This window comes from Xenorhabdus stockiae (assembly GCF_002632825.1).
In the GTDB taxonomy this organism is placed as follows: Bacteria; Pseudomonadota; Gammaproteobacteria; order Enterobacterales; family Enterobacteriaceae; genus Xenorhabdus; species Xenorhabdus stockiae.
This window is the reverse complement of record NZ_NJAJ01000003.1, coordinates 1-16,282: the sequence shown is the minus strand read 5'-3', so window position 1 is coordinate 16,282 and position 16,282 is coordinate 1. Positions and strand designations below refer to the sequence as shown.

Sequence of the window (16,282 nt, the reverse complement as noted above, 5' to 3'; positions counted from 1 at the left end):
GAGAATTCTCCCTGACCTGAACCAATTACTTCCCTCCCAATAAATCACGTGCTCCCCAGTGTGGGAAATGGCGGCGCACCAACCGGTTGAACTCCAGTTCAAACTCACTGTATTCATGCGGCTCCTGATAGACATCAGTCTGAATTTCCCGCACCAGCCCCGCACCAACGGTAACGTTAGTCAGGCGGTCGATCAAAATGATGCCACCGGTATCCGCACTTTGCTGATAACTATCAATCAACAGCGGCTCATCAAATGAAAACTCCACCAGCCCAATAGCATTTAACGGCAGTTCAACCGCGACTTTCTGGGTCAGATTGTTGATATCAACCTGATACCGGACATTATCAATTTTTGCCCGGCTCTTTTTACCTGCTACCTTGATATCCAGACTTTGCCCCTGAATCAGCGGTTTTTCTGACATCCAGACAACGTCTACCAGAGCATGGCGCGCTACAGTCATTTGGTTTTCAACTGCAACCAACAGATCACCACGGCTGATATCAATTTCATCTTTCAAAACGATAGTGATCGCCTGCCCCGGTACAGCAAAAGGCAAATCACCATCAAAAGTTACGATCCTCTCTACCGTAGAAACCCGGCCTGATGGCATCACTTTAATTTTTTGCCCCTGACGTAAAATTCCCGATGATAATGTGCCGCTATAACCACGAAAATCAAGATCAGGGCGATTGACGTATTGCACCGGAAAGCGCAGAGGCTGCTCTGAAACATTTTTCTGTACATCTACTGTTTCAAGGAGATCCAGCAAAGTTGCTCCACTGTGCCACGGCATTTTCTCACTGTGACTGACGATATTGTCCCCTTCCAGCGCCGAGATAGGAACAAAATAAATTTGCAGATCAGTGGGCAACTGGCTGGCAAAATCCAGATAATCCTGTTTGATCTGATCGAAAATACCCTGCCGGTACTCCACCAGATCCATTTTATTTACCGCCACCACCAAATAGCGGATCCCCAATAACGTACTGATAAAACTATGGCGGCGAGTTTGTTCCTGTACACCTTTACGTGCATCGATCAGAAGAATAGAGAGATCACTGGTTGATGCCCCTGTTGCCATATTACGGGTATATTGCTCATGCCCCGGCGTATCCGCGATGATAAATTTGCGTTTTTCCGTGGAGAAGTAACGATAGGCAACATCTATAGTGATACCCTGCTCCCGCTCAGCCGCAAGGCCATCAACCAAAAGCGCAAGATCCAGCTTTTCTCCCTGAGTTCCCAACCGTTTACTGTCATTTTGCAAAGTCGCCAGCTGATCTTCGTAGATCTGACGGGTATCGTGTAACAAGCGACCGATCAACGTGCTTTTGCCATCGTCAACGCTGCCACAGGTCAGAAAACGCAGTAACCCCTTTTCCTGTTGTGCTCTCAGATAGGATTCAACACCGCCCTGCTCTCTGATTTGATTGGCGATGACTTCATTATGTGCGAGTGCCGGCATTTTTATGCTCCCCTCAAAAAAATAACGCTGTGCCTCAAAAATAACCCTGACGTTTTTTCAGCTCCATTGAGCCGGACTGATCACTATCAATCAGCCTCCCCTGCCGCTCACTGGTTGTCGATATCAGCATTTCTTCGATAATTTCCGGCAGGGTTTCCGCTTCCGATTCCACGGCACCAGTCAAAGGCCAACAACCGAGCGTCCGGAAACGAACTTTACGCTGGCTGATAACTTCTCCCGCTTTCAAATCGATACGATTGTCATCAACCATAATCAACGTGCTATCGCGCTGAACGATCGGGCGGGGTTTCGCAAAGTAGAGGGGAACAATATCTATCTGCTCTAAATAGATGTACTGCCAGATATCCAGCTCAGTCCAGTTAGATAACGGGAATACTCGGATACTTTCCCCCTTATTAATCTGGCCGTTATAGTTACGCCAGAGTTCCGGACGCTGATTTTTCGGATCCCAGCGATGAGAGCGATCACGGAAAGAATAAATACGCTCTTTAGCGCGGGATTTTTCCTCGTCACGCCGGGCACCGCCAAATGCGGCATCGAATCCGTATTTATCCAGTGCCTGCTTCAGGCCTTCCGTTTTCATGACATCGGTATGTTTGGCACTACCGTGAATAAAGGGGTTAATGCCCAATTCTTCACCCTGCGGATTACGATAGACCAGCAATTCAAAACCATATTTCTCTGCGGTTTTATCGCGAAATTCATACATTTCCCGGAATTTCCAACCGGTATCGACATGCAGCAGCGGGAAAGGCAACTTTCCCGGATAAAATGCTTTACGTGCAAGATGCAGCATCACAGAAGAATCTTTACCAATGGAGTAAAGCATTACCGGATTAGTAAATTCGGCAGCAACTTCACGAATAATATGAATACTTTCTGCTTCAAGTTGTTGCAAATGAGTCAGTCTTTTGTTGTCCATTAATGCTCCCCCATTAATAGTTCTTCCATAAATAGTTCATTAGGCTAAATCAACAACAGCAGGGCGATTTGCCGGCTCAGTAGATTCTGTATGTTCTGCCGGATTTTGATGATCAACCGATTTCAACCCAAACCAAGCTAATTGATGGTGAAGCTGAGCAACTTCTCCCACTACCAGCAACGCTGGTGATGGCGCTTCCTGTGCCAACTGCTCCAGTTCGGACAGGGTTCCGGTCAATACCTGTTGCTCAGCGCGGGTTCCACAGCCAATAACAGCAACCGGTGTACTGGCATCCCGCCCATGTGAAATGAGTTTCTGGCTAATCAGGGCTGACTTGATGATCCCCATATAAATTGCCAGTGTCTGGTTACCTCGTGCCAGTGCGGGCCAGTCCAGTTCATTGCCATTTTCGCGACAATGCCCGGTAATAAACGTGACACTTTGGGAGTGTTCCCTGTGTGTCAGAGGAATACCCGCATAAGCCGAAGCACCAACGGCGGCAGTTATACCGGGCACAACCTGAAAAGGAATACCCGCAGATTCGGCAACTTGTAATTCCTCTCCGCCGCGACCAAAAATAAAGGGATCACCACCTTTCAGGCGAACCACTTTTTTCCCCTGATGTGCCAGTTTGACTATCAGAGCGTTTGTTTCTTCCTGCGCAACAGAATGACTACCTGCTCTCTTGCCTACACAGATTTTGTCAGCATCACGACGCACTAATTCGAGTATTTCATCGCTGACCAGATGATCATAAAGCACCACATCAGCCTGCTGGATCACCTGTAACCCTTTTAACGTCAACAAACCCGGATCACCGGGACCTGCTCCGACTAATACCAACTCACCTTGTTTACTGGTTTGATTTTGTTGTTCATCGGCAATCTGTTGAGCCAATTGCTCCTCAGCCTGTTGTAACTGCCCATTAGCAACTAGCGTGGCAAAGCGCCCGCTAAAGGCTTTTTCCCAGAAATAGCGACGCTGGCGCAGAGAATTCAGGCTCTGTTTTACCTTCCCACGCCAACGACCGGCAATTTCTGCCATCGCACCAAGATGAAAAGGCAACAACGATTCCAGCTTTTCCCGCAGTAACCGTGTTAATACCGGGGATTTTCCGGCAGATGAGATCGCCACCATAACCGGAGAACGATCAATAATTGAGGGGAAAATAGCTGAGCACAGTGACTGATCATCTACCACATTAACCAAAATGGCACGGCGATTAGCTTCGGTAAAAATAGCCTGGTTTAAATCATGATCGTCAGTCGCTGCAAGCACCAGAAATACACCATCAAGATAATCCGTACGGAATGTACCCTGTCGCCACTCAAACTCCCCTTTTTGATGGCGTTGTTGCAATTCAGTGTGTAATTCAGGAGCAACGACTGTTAATGCCGCACCGGCCCGCAATAACAGGCTGGCCTTGCGGGAAGCCACTTCGCCACCTCCCACCAGCAAAACAGCACGCGACTTCAGCTCAACAAATAAGGGTAAGTAATCCACAATGACATGCCATCCAGAATTTAATTTATTAATAATTATCTAAGAGATGAATATATGAGGCTGTGATAGGGTTATGAAATGTCAAAAAGTAATTATTAGTTCCTGAATCGTATAAGGTAGGTTTTTTAATGGGTTATAAAATGGTGACATGATAAATATTCAGGGGAAAATGACTACTTTTTTTTTTTTATTTTCAGGCTCCCACTTCTTTCTTTTATACCCCGCCACATTGGGCGAGGATTTACACTAAAAGAATTAACTATCTATTAAAAAGAACAATCCACTCTTAACACACCATTTTTTCATCAAGGATCCTTACGAAACTAGGGAACTAGGAGCAACAATAATCCCATACTAACCTTTCCTGATACTGAAAAGCATCACCAACTGTATTCTTGATTTTACTCGGCTATCTGCAACCCAATTACCATTTTCCTGCCAGATAGATATATATTGATTAAACGTATACTTTTGAGGAATAGAATTTGCTCCGCCTTGCCATCCTGCGGTGACATCCACTGGACAATTCATCTTAGTCGGCTCAGTCGCAACGGGTGTACAATTTCCTATTTTCTTTACTGATTCCAAAAAAAATGCTTCTTTCTCAGTTTCACCATCTGATTCAGTTTTATCATAAAGATCTTGGATAGCATTATATATCTGACTTTCCGATGGACCACCATCATCAAAATGAGTACTGATATTAGGTTCCACATCTTCCGCGTATCTAACCCGAACACCAGCCTTGCTAAGCAAAGTATCTGCTTGTATTCGTGATCTTAATTGATCATCCGCAACCCAATTCCCATTTTCCTGCCAAATATACATTTTTAGGCTAACAATCTGCTCCTTAAAATTAAAAGTAGAATTAAATCGTTTAAATGAGCCTTGTTTGGACCCTGAATTTAGCCCACGATCATTATTGAAGGTCATCTCAACAGGGCAACGCATCTTGGTGGGTTCATCCTTAGATAGTTTACAATTTCCCACTTTTTTTACACTCTCCACAGAGAATGGCCCTTCTTGAATAGGCTTATTTGGTTCAGACTCACTCAATCTAGCCTGAATAGCATCATATATTTGGCTTTCCGATGGACCATCATCGGCAAAATGAATATTGGTATTGGTATTGGTATTGGTATTGGTATTGGTATTGGTATTGGTATTGGTATTGGTATTGGTATTGGTATTGGTATTGGTATTGGTATTGGTATTGGTATTGGTATTGGTATTGGTATTATCACAACCAATTAAAACTATACATAGTAAAAATAGACCAAATAAATTAATCGATTCCATAATCATCATTTCCTTAACATTATTTTTATCAATTGTCATAAAAGCAAATTATATATTAGACCAATTATCTTCCATATGTTTACATCTTAGCATTAACTCCGTTAGTGATTATCATTTGACGTATTTTTGTTTTTAATTTTTCATCCACAATTAATTTTCCATTATCTTCTCTAAGATGCACTTTATGTCTAATTTTAAATTGTCTTGAGATGGTTCTGGAGCTGAGTTGCATACTAACAATTATGTCTACAGGACAACGTATTTTAGTAGCTTCTGTTTCAAGCCATTCACAATCATCTAATTTTTTTACTGAATTCAAAAAAATTTGCATTTCTTGAACTCTGTTGTCAATTGCATTCAAATCAAAGTGGTTTTGTATGCCCTTAATTATCTGAATTTCAGATGGTTCACTATTATCAAAATTCGCATTGGAGTTATCACATCCAATTAGAAATTGGCATAGTATATATAACCATAATAATTTAACATATCCAATATCAATATTTTTATTCATATTATTCCGAATATTTATCTTAAGGCTACACTTTTCATATTGTCGATTAAAATTTAGTGAGTCTGTATGCATTATCCATTATTTATTGAAAATAACAGAATAATCTATTTCACTAAATTTTTTCTTGATCATATTCTCATTTATTAAATGTATGGATTGCTAAGTTTTATTACTTACCATTCAATCTATTAACGGAGGTGGTTATATATGACACATATAATTCCATTCCCTTACCACCTAATATAGGTAAACAAAAGTTATTTTGAACAATAATATGCTAAGAATCCGCTTATTAACAGCAACTATAACTTGAAAAAAATCATAGGAAAGATAAAATAAAATCCAAATCAACTTGGTAAATTCAAACTGAATTTATTAAAAAATAGTTATCACAAAAGGAATCTTCAATGGAAAAAATTAATTATTTTAAGAGAAATATGCAATGCGCCCAATAATAACCTCAATTTTTGTAATGTTTTTGTTATCTGGATGCGTAACTTTCAAACAAGGAGAACCATTGGATAATGGAGTTATAAGTTTTTTAGAATCAGAGTACCCACAATATTCTACACATCGATTTAAATTCATTAAAAGTGTAGACCTCCATGTTAAGCCAATATTATTTAATAGAATTAAAGAGTATTGTAAAAATAAAAATGCAAATTTTGAACAATACACTATATACTCAGGATGGTGTATAACAAAGGATAAAATTCCTTTATTTATTATAAGTAGAACAGATATAGATGCAAAATTGGGAACGATGGGGATATTTGAAAAACAAAATTTTGTTTCTGATAATGAATGGACAACATTTTCAAAAGAGTTTTATCCTTATCTATGGTCTGAATATAATAAGAGAGAAAGATGAAGTCACTATTAATCACTTTTTTAGTTTCTTGTTTATTGGTTGGTTGTGTTAATGGTAGATTGAGAGTAGGAACACCTCCTGTAAATGGGATTGTAAGTGCCGTTGAAAGTAAATACTCAGAGAGACCAAGCTCAATGGTAAGTGCAGGAGCTATTGTAACACTTCATACTGACACTGATGTTTTTCAATATTTGGAAAAATATTGCCAAGATAAAAAAGCTATATTTGAGAACCCTATACCATGGATAGGGTGGTGTGTAACACAGGACATGTATCCGTTGTTTATTTTTCATGGTGATCCGGTTGGTGGTATGTCTATCAAAGAGAAGTCCACAAACGCTGAAGATAATGACTGGGTAGATTATACAAAGAAATACTTCGGAATATTATGGTACACACACAAATTCGGGGTACCTTTGTAGTTTCTTCTATACCTTTTTCAGATGATGATTTAATTAATCAGGCCTTCCATGATTGTTATTATAGCTTTCTATTATTCCAAGGGAATAGTGGCATCTATACTCACACCAGCTAAATTTGGAGTGTACTAATTTAACTTTAAGACGCCAGTTTGAGTATATTGAACAAAGGAGCAAGAAGAATCTAAGATGGAGATGGACATGCACCTTACTAAAGAAGGGCATTGTGATAACTGATTTTAGCTATAACTGAATATTTGAATTTGAGAATGGCCGAATAATTCGGCCATTCCAAAAGTTCAAAAGGAACTCAGCCTTCATGCAAGCCACATTCCCGCTTCAGGCCAAAAAAGCGGGTTTGTTCTTCACTCATACCCAGTTCCCATTTTTGCGTCGTATGGGTATCCCCGACAGAAAGGTAGCCTTGATCCCATAAAGGATGATATTCAAGGGCATACTCTGTCAGGTATTGATGTATCTTGCGATTGTCCCAGTCGATAATCGGCAGTATCTTGTAAACACCGCGTTGCACTGCCAGCACTGGCAAGTTAGCGCGGCTTTCTGATTGCTGGCGACGTAATCCTGCGAACCATGTCTGCGCATCCAATGTTTTCAGCGCACGGTTCATCGGCTCAACTTTATTAATCTGGTTATAACGTTCAATCCCATCAACGCCCTGCTCCCACAGTTTGCCATAGTGCGCTTCCTGCCAAGTCGGGCTTTGTTCTGCACGAAATATTTTCAGGTTCAGGTTTAGTTTATCAGCCAGTTTGTCGATAAACTGATAAGTTTCTGGGAACAAGTAGCCGGTATCCGTCAGGATAACCGGAATATCAGGGTATTCCTGCGTGACCAGATGCAGGCAGACTGCCGCCTGAATACCAAAACTGGATGAAAGGATGAACTCACCGGGCAGATGCTCCAGTGCCCATAGGACGCGTTGACGGGCATCCAGTAACTCTAGTTGTTGGTTTGTCTCAGCGAGCGCTTCTGTGCGCTGCTCAGGAGACAAAACCAGTAACTCAGCTAAATGTGGCTGGCTCATACTGCTTCCTGCCAGTCGTAAAAGTCGATAGCTGAGTTCAATACAGGTTTGATAATGTCAGTTCGGATCAGGAAATCGCCAAAATCTTCATTTTCATTACGCTCTGTAGCCCAACGACCAATAAATTCATCCAGAATGGTCAGGATCTCAGCAGAGGTGATATTTTCCTGATACATACGAGGAATTCGGCTACCATTACGATTTCCACCAAGATGCAGGTTATAGCGATCAGGCGCTTTGCCCACCAGCCCGATTTCTGCCAACATCGCCCGACCACATCCATTGGGGCAACCTGTAACACGCAACACGATATGCTCATGGCTAACGCCATGTTTTGCCATTAACGCATCGACATGATCCACAAAAGTTGGCAGGAAACGTTCCGCTTCTGCCATCGCTAAAGGGCAAGTCGGAAACGAAACACACGCCATAGAATGGTGACGCAGTGACGTCACGCCGTCATCAATAAGGCCATGCTCGCGGGCAATAGATTCAATACGCGCTTTTTCACTTTCCGCCACTCCTGCTACTATCAGGTTCTGATTGGCGGTAAGACGAAAATCGCCTTTGTGAATTCGGGCGATTTCTGCCACGCCGGTTTTTAGTGGTTTGTCCGGGTAATCCAGCAAGCGGCCGTTTTCAATAAACAGGGTCAAATGCCATTGATCATCAATACCTTTCAACCAGCCAATCTGATCGCCCCGTCCGGTAAATTCATAAGGACGGACTGGCTCAAATTTCACACCTGCACGTTTTTCAACTTCCTGCCTGAAAGTTTCAACGCCAACACGCTCAAGGGTATATTTGGTTTTAGCGTTTTTGCGTTCAGTTCGGTTACCCCAGTCACGCTGTGTTGTCACGATGGACTCAGCAATTGCCAGTGTATGCTCCAGTGGAATATAGCCAAATTCACTCGCCAGACGTGGGAAGGTGTTTTTATCACCATGAGTCATGGCTAATCCGCCACCCACCAGCACGTTAAAGCCGATCAACTGATCATTCTCTGCAATAGCAACGAAGTTCATATCATTGGCATGCAGATCAACATCATTTTGTGGTGGGATCACGACTGATGTTTTGAATTTACGCGGTAGATACGTTTTACCGAGGATCGGCTCTTCGTCGGTTGTTGCGATTTTTTCTTTATCCAGCCAGATCTCAGCGTACGCGTTAGTACGTGGCAGGAGGTGTTCGGATATTTTCTTCGCCCACTCATAAGCCTGCTGATGCAAAGCCGACTGTACTGGGTTAGAGGTACACAGTACATTACGGTTAACATCGTTGGCGGTTGCCAGTGAATCCAATCCCATTTGAGACAGTAATTGATGCGCCGGTTTGACGTTGTTTTTCAGGATGCCGTGAAACTGGAATGTCTGACGGTTAGTCAACCGGATACTGCCATACAGCGTGCTCTCTGTCGCAAACTGATCAATGCCCAGCCATTGGCGCGGAGTAATAATTCCTCCCGGCAGACGACAGCGCAGCATCATAGCATGGCGGGGTTCCAGTTTTTGTTCCGCACGCTCAGCTCTAATGTCACGATCATCCTGTTGATACATACCGTGAAAACGGATGAGGAGAAAATTATCCCCCTCAAACCCGCCTGTCAGCCCATTTTTTAAATCTTCGCTGATCGTCCCACGTAAGTAGTTGCTTTCTGACTTCATACGTTCACTGTCAGCGAGTTTACCTTCAACAATCAAAGGACCTTGTTTTTCATTGCTCATTGTTTTCATGATCGTTTTCATTGCCCGTTGGTTTTTATTGCTTATAGTTTTTCGTTATTTTTGCTAGTAAACATCTCTCTGATAACGACGTTCAAGGCGCAGTTCACTTAGGAATTCATCCGCCTGCTCTACATCCATACCACCCTGTTGTGAAATGATATCCAGCAATGCCTGCTCGACATCTTTTGCCATACGATTGGCATCTCCACAAATGTATAAATGTGCTCCCTCACTAATCCAGCGCCAGATTTCCTCGCCCTGCTCACGCAGCTTATCCTGCACATACACTTTATGCTGTTGATCCTGCGACCATGCCAAATCAATACGGGTAAGTAACCCCTCTTTGACATAACGCTGAAATTCCACCTGATACAGAAAATCTTCTACAAAATGAGGGTTACCAAAGAACAGCCAGTTTTTACCTTCAGCACCCTGATTATCCCGTTGTTGCAGGAATGCCCGGAATGGAGCCACTCCGGTGCCGGGGCCAATCATGATCACCGGGGTTTGTGGGTCAGCGGGTAAGCGGAAGTTATCGTTATGCTCAATAAAGACACGGATGTTGTCATCTTCCTGTAACCGATCAGCCAGATAACCTGATGCTCCTCCGGTACGGGCGCGACCGTCTATGTCATAACGAACAACACCAACGGTAATATGTACTTCATTTTCGACTTCATCCTGAGAAGAGGAAATGGAGTATAGGCGTGGAGTTAATGGACGTAATATATCGATAAATTGCTGAGCTTCAGGTTGCTGAGCTGCCTGCCTGACCATATCCACGATAGGCGTTTTTTGCGCATATTGTTGCAACGTTGATTTTTCGGAGAGCAAAGCAAGCAAATTTTCATCTTTCGTCAGGGCAGCATATTTTTCGACAATAACACCCGTGTTTTGTGTCAGTTCAAGATGGCTGGTCAAAGCCTCACGCAAAGCAAGTGACTTTCCATGTACTGTGACAGTTTCAGTTCCTTCCAGATGAAGCAAGCCAATCAATTCATCAACCAATCCCGGATCGTTTTCAAACCAAACTCCCAATGAATCACCGGGCTGATAACGCAAACCAGAATCCCCCAGATCAATTTCAATATGGCGGACATCTTTATCCGATGTGCGTCCGGTAATTTTCTGGTTAACCAGCAGAGAAGCAGTCAATGGCGCTTCTTTGCTATAAGGGCTGGAAAGAACAGTACCAGCGGCCACTGCTGTCTTTGTTGTGGCTATTGCTGTATTTGCCGGAGATGGTAAGCGTTGCTTCAGAATATCGGTCAGTTGTTGACACCATTGTGTAGATATATCCTGATATTCCACATCTGCATCAACGCGATCCAGTAATCGCTGAGCACCTAATTCACTCAGGCGGCGGTCAAAATCTTTACCGGACTGGCAAAAATGTTCATAGGAGGTATCTCCTAAGCCAAATACAGCGTAAGCCGTCTCTTTCATCGAAGCTGCTTTTTTGGAATGCAGATATTTATGTAGTGCTACAGCTTCTTCGGCAGGTTCACCTTCACCCTGCGTTGAGGCAATAATGATCAATACGCGCTCTTTTGCGATCTGTTTGAATTTATAATCACCAGCATTAACTAAATTCACACTCAAATTCTGCGCCAGTAAAGCGTCTCTGAGCTGTTCTGCCAGACGCCTTGCATTACCCGTCTGAGAAGCCGAAATCAGTGTCACGGTTTCCTGTTCAGGTTCAGGTACTCCTGACACTGATGCTACCGTGTTGGTTTGCGGTTGAGAATTCAACATTCCCCAAAAATAGCCTGATAACCAAGCCAGTTGATGTGGAGAAAAATCACTAACCTCTGATTGCAGGCGTGACAATTGTTCCTGAGATACAGGTAGTAATGCAGTTGAAGGTGGTTTTGCAGTCATTATCCAGTGCCCTTTGCTATAGCCAATACCCATGATTAACAGTCACAAACATGGAGTAATCATAAGGTTATCCTAGAACAGGCGTCGGACTTAAAGAAAGGTTAGCAATATCTAATAACTAAATTACCTAACTTTATTTACAGATTTAATATATCGATAAAGTTGTTAAACGCTGGATTTTATTTCTACAGAAAAATCACGTTAGGCGCGAAAGTTCAGGTAGAATAGCCGGCCTTTTGAATTCAGGAAAAAGTATTATGAGCACTACCATCTTTAAAGATTTTCAATTTGAAGCGGCGCATCGCCTGCCACATGTTCCTGAAGGACATAAATGTGGTCGCTTGCATGGGCATTCATTTATGGTTCGTCTGGAAATCACCGGTGAGATTGATCCTCATAGCGGATGGCTCATGGACTTTGCCGATGTGAAAGCCATCTTCAAGCCAATTTGGGAGCGGCTGGACCACCATTATCTCAATGAGATCCCCGGTCTGGAAAACCCAACCAGCGAAGTGCTGGCTCAATGGATTTGGAGAGAGTTACAACCTGCTTTGCCACAGCTCAGCGCCGTTATGGTTAAAGAAACCTGTAGTGCCGGTTGTATCTATCGTGGAAAGTAAGACATTCAGCACCAAATTTTGGTGCTGAATGCACAATAAATAAGCGCCAAACGCACATCAAGCGATATTTAAGTATTTGTGCGTCTGCATCGAGAAACGCCAGTTACGGGCAATGCAGGTTTCAATACACAAGCGGGTTGCTTCTTCTTTCTGACTGATAGGCTGTAAGGCAATAACCGGTCTGTTATTTTCATCAAGCATAGTCAATAGATCATCCAATGATTCAATATCGCGCTCACGCCCGACAGGGTGCTTAATCTCATTTGCGCGATTCATCGCTTCAGGCAATACTTTGTATCCGCCACGCATTTTCACTTTCGGTGAAACGGTTACCCAAGTTTTGTCAGTGCAGTGGATCGCGTGTGTACCACTCGTTTCTATCTGACACTGATAACCTGCATTTTCCAGTGATTCCGTCAGGGGACGTAAATCATACAAACACGGCTCTCCACCCGTAATTACGATATGACGAGCAGTATATCCCTGACGAGTGAACAAATTAATGATTTGCTCTGGTGTGGCAGCGCCCCAGGTATCGCTATCCTGCGATTTTACCAGTATGTTCTCCATCGACTGCTGCTTATCAGCTTCTTTTTCCCAAGTATGCTTGGTATCACACCAGCTACACCCTACCGGACATCCCTGTAATCGTATGAAAACAGCAGGAACACCGGTAAACACACCTTCTCCCTGCAAAGTCTGAAACATCTCATTTATTGGGTAAATCATAAAAAAACTCTGGTTTTAATAAACTGCCCGTTATTATTACAGATATCTATCCCGCGGACATCCATCTTTATGGTATCGTACGAGGTTGCTTTTGCTGGTATCTGACACCAGACAGGGCATTGTATACCTGAAATAGCATATGCCTGAAATAGCATTGTATGCCTGAAAATACTCTCTGGCATGAAAGATAGATGGGATTAACGAATGCAAGACAATGAAAATCAGCTTAAACAGGGTCTGAGTGTGAGGCATATCCGCTTCATGGCTTTAGGCTCTGCAATAGGCACAGGGCTGTTTTATGGCTCAGCAGCTGCAATACAACAAGCAGGACCGGCTGTATTGCTGGCATATTTGATTGGCGGTGCTGCCGTATTTATGGTGATGAGAGCACTCGGCGAAATGGCCGTTCACCATCCTGTTTCCGGTTCTTTTTCGCAGTATGCCAGCCATTATCTGGGCCCATTAGCCGGTTTCCTGACAGGTTGGCTCTATGTTCTTGAAATGCTGTTTGTTTGCCTCGCTGATATCACTGCATTCGGCTTGTACATGAAATTTTGGTTCCCCGATGTTGATCAATGGATTTGGGTTCTGAGTATCGTCTGTTTTATTGGTGCGCTGAATCTATGTCATGTGAAGATTTTCGGTGAAATGGAGTTCTGGCTTTCTATCGTTAAGGTCACTGCCATTATTGCCATGATCATTGGTGGTCTTGCAATTATGATCTTTGGTTTTGGCCAGACAACAGAGCATGCCACCGGGATCGCTAATTTATGGGAACATGGCGGTTTTATGCCGAATGGCATCAGTGGAGTGGTTGCTTCATTGGCTATTGTGATGTTTGCTTTCGGTGGAATAGAAGTCATTGGTATCACTGCCAGTGAAGCAAAAGATCCGGCAAAAACAATTCCTAAAGCGATTAATGCTGTTCCCTTCCGTATCTTAATCTTCTATGTCCTGACTTTATGTATCCTGATGTGTATCTATCCGTGGGATCAGATTGGTCAGAATGGAAGCCCATTTGTACAGATTTTTTCTGATCTGAAAATCAGTGCGGCTGCGCATGTTCTGAATGTTGTTGTTATTACTGCTGCCATTTCAGCCATCAATAGCGATATTTTTGGTGCCGGACGAATGATGTATGGCATGGCTCAGGAAGGACAAGCACCTGAGGCATTTAAAAAGCTGACCCGAAATGGGGTTCCATGGATGACTGTTTTGGTCATGATTGTGGTTCTGCTGCTCGGAGTCATGCTAAATTGGCTGCTTCCCGGCAATATTTTTATTCTTATTGCATCCGTCGCTACATTTGCCACTGTCTGGGTGTGGTTGATGATTCTGCTTTCTCATGTGGCTATGCGTCGCAAAATGAGTGCAGAAGAGGTCAGAACCTTGAAATTTCCGGTTCCAATGTGGCCCATTGCTCCCATAATTACGATTATTTTTATGAGTGTAATTATCCTGCTACTCGGGTATTTTGAGCAAACGAGAGATGCTTTATACATTGGCGCTGGCTGGGTGATCATCCTGACCATTGCCTATTTTTTCAGCATAAAGAAAAAACTTGCCACATCTCACCGTGCTAGCCAATAAAATTGGTCTCTGAAAACGCCGGAGCAATTTCCGGCGTTTTGCTCTTTTTTACCTTTCACCACGCTTAATTAATTGAAGATCTTCGTAACTTATAACGAAAATCGGACAAGAAGCGGGTTATGATCAGAAGCAATCGTTGTTAAAACGGTTGCACTCTGGACAGTTAATTCACGATAAAAAACAAAGTCTAGGGGTTTACCAAATACAATTGTTCTATGATCGTCGTTAAAGTAAACTTCTTTTAACCCCATACGTTGAGCAAAACGCTCCAGCACTCTGAATCGTCGACGACTCCAAGCATTAAAATCACCGGCAAATATCACTGGCCCATCATGTAACTTAATATAGATACCAATGTTATCCAACTGCCGACTATAAACGTCAACGCCAAGGCTGAAATTAATAGCGTGTACATTAACCACCATCAGCTGCTGTTCATCAACTAAAGGGTACATAGTAATAAGAGATGATTTAGAAAGCCTTAATATAGGTTCTTTTTCCCTTAACGGACAACAATAGATAGGAGAAGAAGAGGCTAATGTCATCACACCCGATGGATGCTGAGGAATAGCAAATGCAGGTACTTGATCTGCAACCAAACCACTGGCTGTGATGAATTTCAGTAAGTCAGGTGTTGTTTGCGCTTCTTGCAGTAAAATAAGATCACTTTTTTCAATTAAGGAAGATAAAACACTTTGCCACCGTGGGCGTTGCTGTTTATGGATATTCCAAATAGCAACAGAAAACACATTATTATCAGAAAAAAATGGCTCTCCACATGGCAAGAGTGCTTCTTCAAGTAATCGCGTGGAAGTAGGAAAAACCCTCTCTACAGGCTGCCCTGCGATATACCTTACTGCATAATTTTTATGAGCCAGATTTTTTCTCTCACGGGCTCTTCTTACATACCTATTTCTTATCAAATTGCACCCCAACCTACCTTAATGCATCGGCCTTCATTAATATGACACCTCTATAATTGATTGCAATCCTTAGTACTAAAAACGTACTAAAAACAAAGTATGAATTGTAAGAGTAAATGCCAGAATAGATTTTATACAGGAAATCTTTTCCATTTATTAAAAAAGTAACGCATCTGGTAGCAAGTTATTGATGAGGCGGTATTCCAATACTCGAGTATATAGAAGGGCTGATTGAGAATCGAATCAAGATACTGATAAAAATGGCTGAAATAGAAAAAACCCCTGAGATTTCTCTCAGGGGTTTCTCTAAATCGGTGGCGGTGCGGACGGGACTCGAACCCGCGACCCCCGGCGTGACAGGCCGGTATTCTAACCAACTGAACTACCGCACCACCGAATACTGCTTCATGCTGCCTTTTGGGCTGGCAACACGTCTAAATTGATGTCTGGCAGTTCCCTACTCTCACATGGGGAGACCCCACACTACCATCGGCGCTACGGCGTTTCACTGCTGAGTTCGGCATGGGGTCAGGTGGGACCACCGCGCTATTGCCGCCAGACAAATCCTGTTTTCAATCCCGAACAAGCTGTTTGACCGTCTTCTTTCGGTCATTTTTTCATCTGAAACTTTGTCTTTGCTCTCAATCCCCGCAAAACACCTTCGGTGTTGTCAGGTTAAGCCGCACGGTTCATTAGTACTGGTTAGCTCAACGTCTCGCAACGCTTACACACCCAGCCTATCTACGTCCT

Annotated in this window: 15 protein-coding genes, 1 tRNA gene and 1 rRNA gene; 5 read left to right on the top strand and 12 right to left on the bottom strand. The window is 43.0% G+C overall.

What is annotated here, in order from left to right:
• Positions 1-25 precede the first annotated feature (25 nt).
• The 4 genes from cysN to Xsto_RS01325 form a co-directional block, all read right to left on the bottom strand.
• Positions 26-1,468 (bottom strand): sulfate adenylyltransferase subunit CysN, encoded by a 1,443-nt coding sequence (gene cysN / locus Xsto_RS01340; RefSeq protein WP_099111069.1) that lies wholly within the window; start codon positions 1,466-1,468, stop codon positions 26-28.
• 34 nt (positions 1,469-1,502) lie between these two features.
• The gene (cysD, locus tag Xsto_RS01335) at positions 1,503-2,429 is read right to left on the bottom strand and encodes a sulfate adenylyltransferase subunit CysD (RefSeq protein ID WP_280176238.1); all 927 of its coding nucleotides are present in this window, start codon (positions 2,427-2,429) and stop codon (positions 1,503-1,505) included.
• Positions 2,430-2,450: 21 nt separating this feature from the next.
• On the bottom strand, positions 2,451-3,914 hold the full coding sequence (gene cysG / locus Xsto_RS01330; RefSeq protein ID WP_099123877.1) for a siroheme synthase CysG: 1,464 nt from the start codon (positions 3,912-3,914) through the stop codon (positions 2,451-2,453).
• A gap of 354 nt (positions 3,915-4,268) precedes the next feature.
• Positions 4,269-4,970 carry a hypothetical protein gene (locus tag Xsto_RS01325; RefSeq protein ID WP_169926575.1) on the bottom strand — a complete coding sequence of 234 codons (702 nt, stop codon included), beginning with the start codon at positions 4,968-4,970 and terminating at the stop codon, positions 4,269-4,271.
• 24 nt (positions 4,971-4,994) lie between these two features.
• Here Xsto_RS01325 and Xsto_RS21350 point away from each other — a divergent pair, with 24 nt between their 5' ends.
• Positions 4,995-5,168 (top strand): hypothetical protein, encoded by a 174-nt coding sequence (locus Xsto_RS21350; RefSeq protein ID WP_169926574.1) that lies wholly within the window; start codon positions 4,995-4,997, stop codon positions 5,166-5,168.
• A gap of 124 nt (positions 5,169-5,292) precedes the next feature.
• Here Xsto_RS21350 and Xsto_RS01320 read toward each other — a convergent pair whose 3' ends face one another.
• Entirely contained in the window at positions 5,293-5,727 is a 435-nt protein-coding gene (locus Xsto_RS01320) for a hypothetical protein (RefSeq protein WP_099123875.1), read from the bottom strand.
• A 517-nt stretch (positions 5,728-6,244) separates the two neighbouring features.
• Between Xsto_RS01320 and Xsto_RS01315 the strand changes: the two genes are divergently transcribed.
• Positions 6,245-6,598 (top strand): hypothetical protein, encoded by a 354-nt coding sequence (locus Xsto_RS01315; RefSeq protein ID WP_099123874.1) that lies wholly within the window; start codon positions 6,245-6,247, stop codon positions 6,596-6,598.
• On the top strand, positions 6,595-7,020 hold the full coding sequence (locus Xsto_RS01310) for a hypothetical protein (protein ID WP_099122801.1): 426 nt from the start codon (positions 6,595-6,597) through the stop codon (positions 7,018-7,020). Before Xsto_RS01315 ends, Xsto_RS01310 begins: the two co-directional genes overlap by 4 nt.
• A gap of 307 nt (positions 7,021-7,327) precedes the next feature.
• Here the strand turns inward: Xsto_RS01310 and Xsto_RS01305 are convergent, their stop codons facing one another.
• The 3 genes from Xsto_RS01305 to cysJ form a co-directional block, all read right to left on the bottom strand.
• A complete protein-coding gene (locus tag Xsto_RS01305) occupies positions 7,328-8,062 on the bottom strand; it encodes a phosphoadenylyl-sulfate reductase (protein WP_099123873.1) in 735 nt (244 codons plus the stop codon).
• On the bottom strand, positions 8,059-9,789 hold the full coding sequence (gene cysI / locus Xsto_RS01300; protein ID WP_099123955.1) for an assimilatory sulfite reductase (NADPH) hemoprotein subunit: 1,731 nt from the start codon (positions 9,787-9,789) through the stop codon (positions 8,059-8,061). Before cysI ends, Xsto_RS01305 begins: the two co-directional genes overlap by 4 nt.
• Positions 9,790-9,852: 63 nt before the next feature.
• The gene (cysJ, locus tag Xsto_RS01295; protein ID WP_099123872.1) at positions 9,853-11,670 is read right to left on the bottom strand and encodes an NADPH-dependent assimilatory sulfite reductase flavoprotein subunit; all 1,818 of its coding nucleotides are present in this window, start codon (positions 11,668-11,670) and stop codon (positions 9,853-9,855) included.
• A gap of 257 nt (positions 11,671-11,927) precedes the next feature.
• On the opposite strand from cysJ, the gene queD reads away from it, so the two are divergent.
• Positions 11,928-12,290, top strand: a complete 363-nt coding sequence (gene queD / locus Xsto_RS01290) for a 6-carboxytetrahydropterin synthase QueD (RefSeq protein WP_099111062.1) — start codon at positions 11,928-11,930, stop codon at positions 12,288-12,290.
• A gap of 57 nt (positions 12,291-12,347) precedes the next feature.
• Here queD and queE read toward each other — a convergent pair whose 3' ends face one another.
• Positions 12,348-13,019, bottom strand: a complete 672-nt coding sequence (queE, locus tag Xsto_RS01285; RefSeq protein WP_099111061.1) for a 7-carboxy-7-deazaguanine synthase QueE — start codon at positions 13,017-13,019, stop codon at positions 12,348-12,350.
• Between the two features lie 204 nt (positions 13,020-13,223).
• On the opposite strand from queE, the gene Xsto_RS01280 reads away from it, so the two are divergent.
• The gene (locus tag Xsto_RS01280; RefSeq protein ID WP_099123871.1) at positions 13,224-14,609 is read left to right on the top strand and encodes an amino acid permease; all 1,386 of its coding nucleotides are present in this window, start codon (positions 13,224-13,226) and stop codon (positions 14,607-14,609) included.
• A gap of 89 nt (positions 14,610-14,698) precedes the next feature.
• On the opposite strand, the gene Xsto_RS01275 is transcribed toward Xsto_RS01280, so the two are convergent.
• The 3 genes from Xsto_RS01275 to rrf form a co-directional block, all read right to left on the bottom strand.
• Complete coding sequence (locus Xsto_RS01275; protein ID WP_099123954.1) at positions 14,699-15,487, bottom strand: endonuclease/exonuclease/phosphatase family protein; 789 nt, start codon at positions 15,485-15,487, stop codon at positions 14,699-14,701.
• 360 nt (positions 15,488-15,847) lie between these two features.
• Positions 15,848-15,924, bottom strand: a tRNA-Asp gene (locus tag Xsto_RS01270).
• Positions 15,925-15,976: 52 nt separating this feature from the next.
• A 5S ribosomal RNA gene (gene rrf / locus Xsto_RS01265) occupies positions 15,977-16,092 on the bottom strand.
• Positions 16,093-16,282 lie beyond the last annotated feature (190 nt).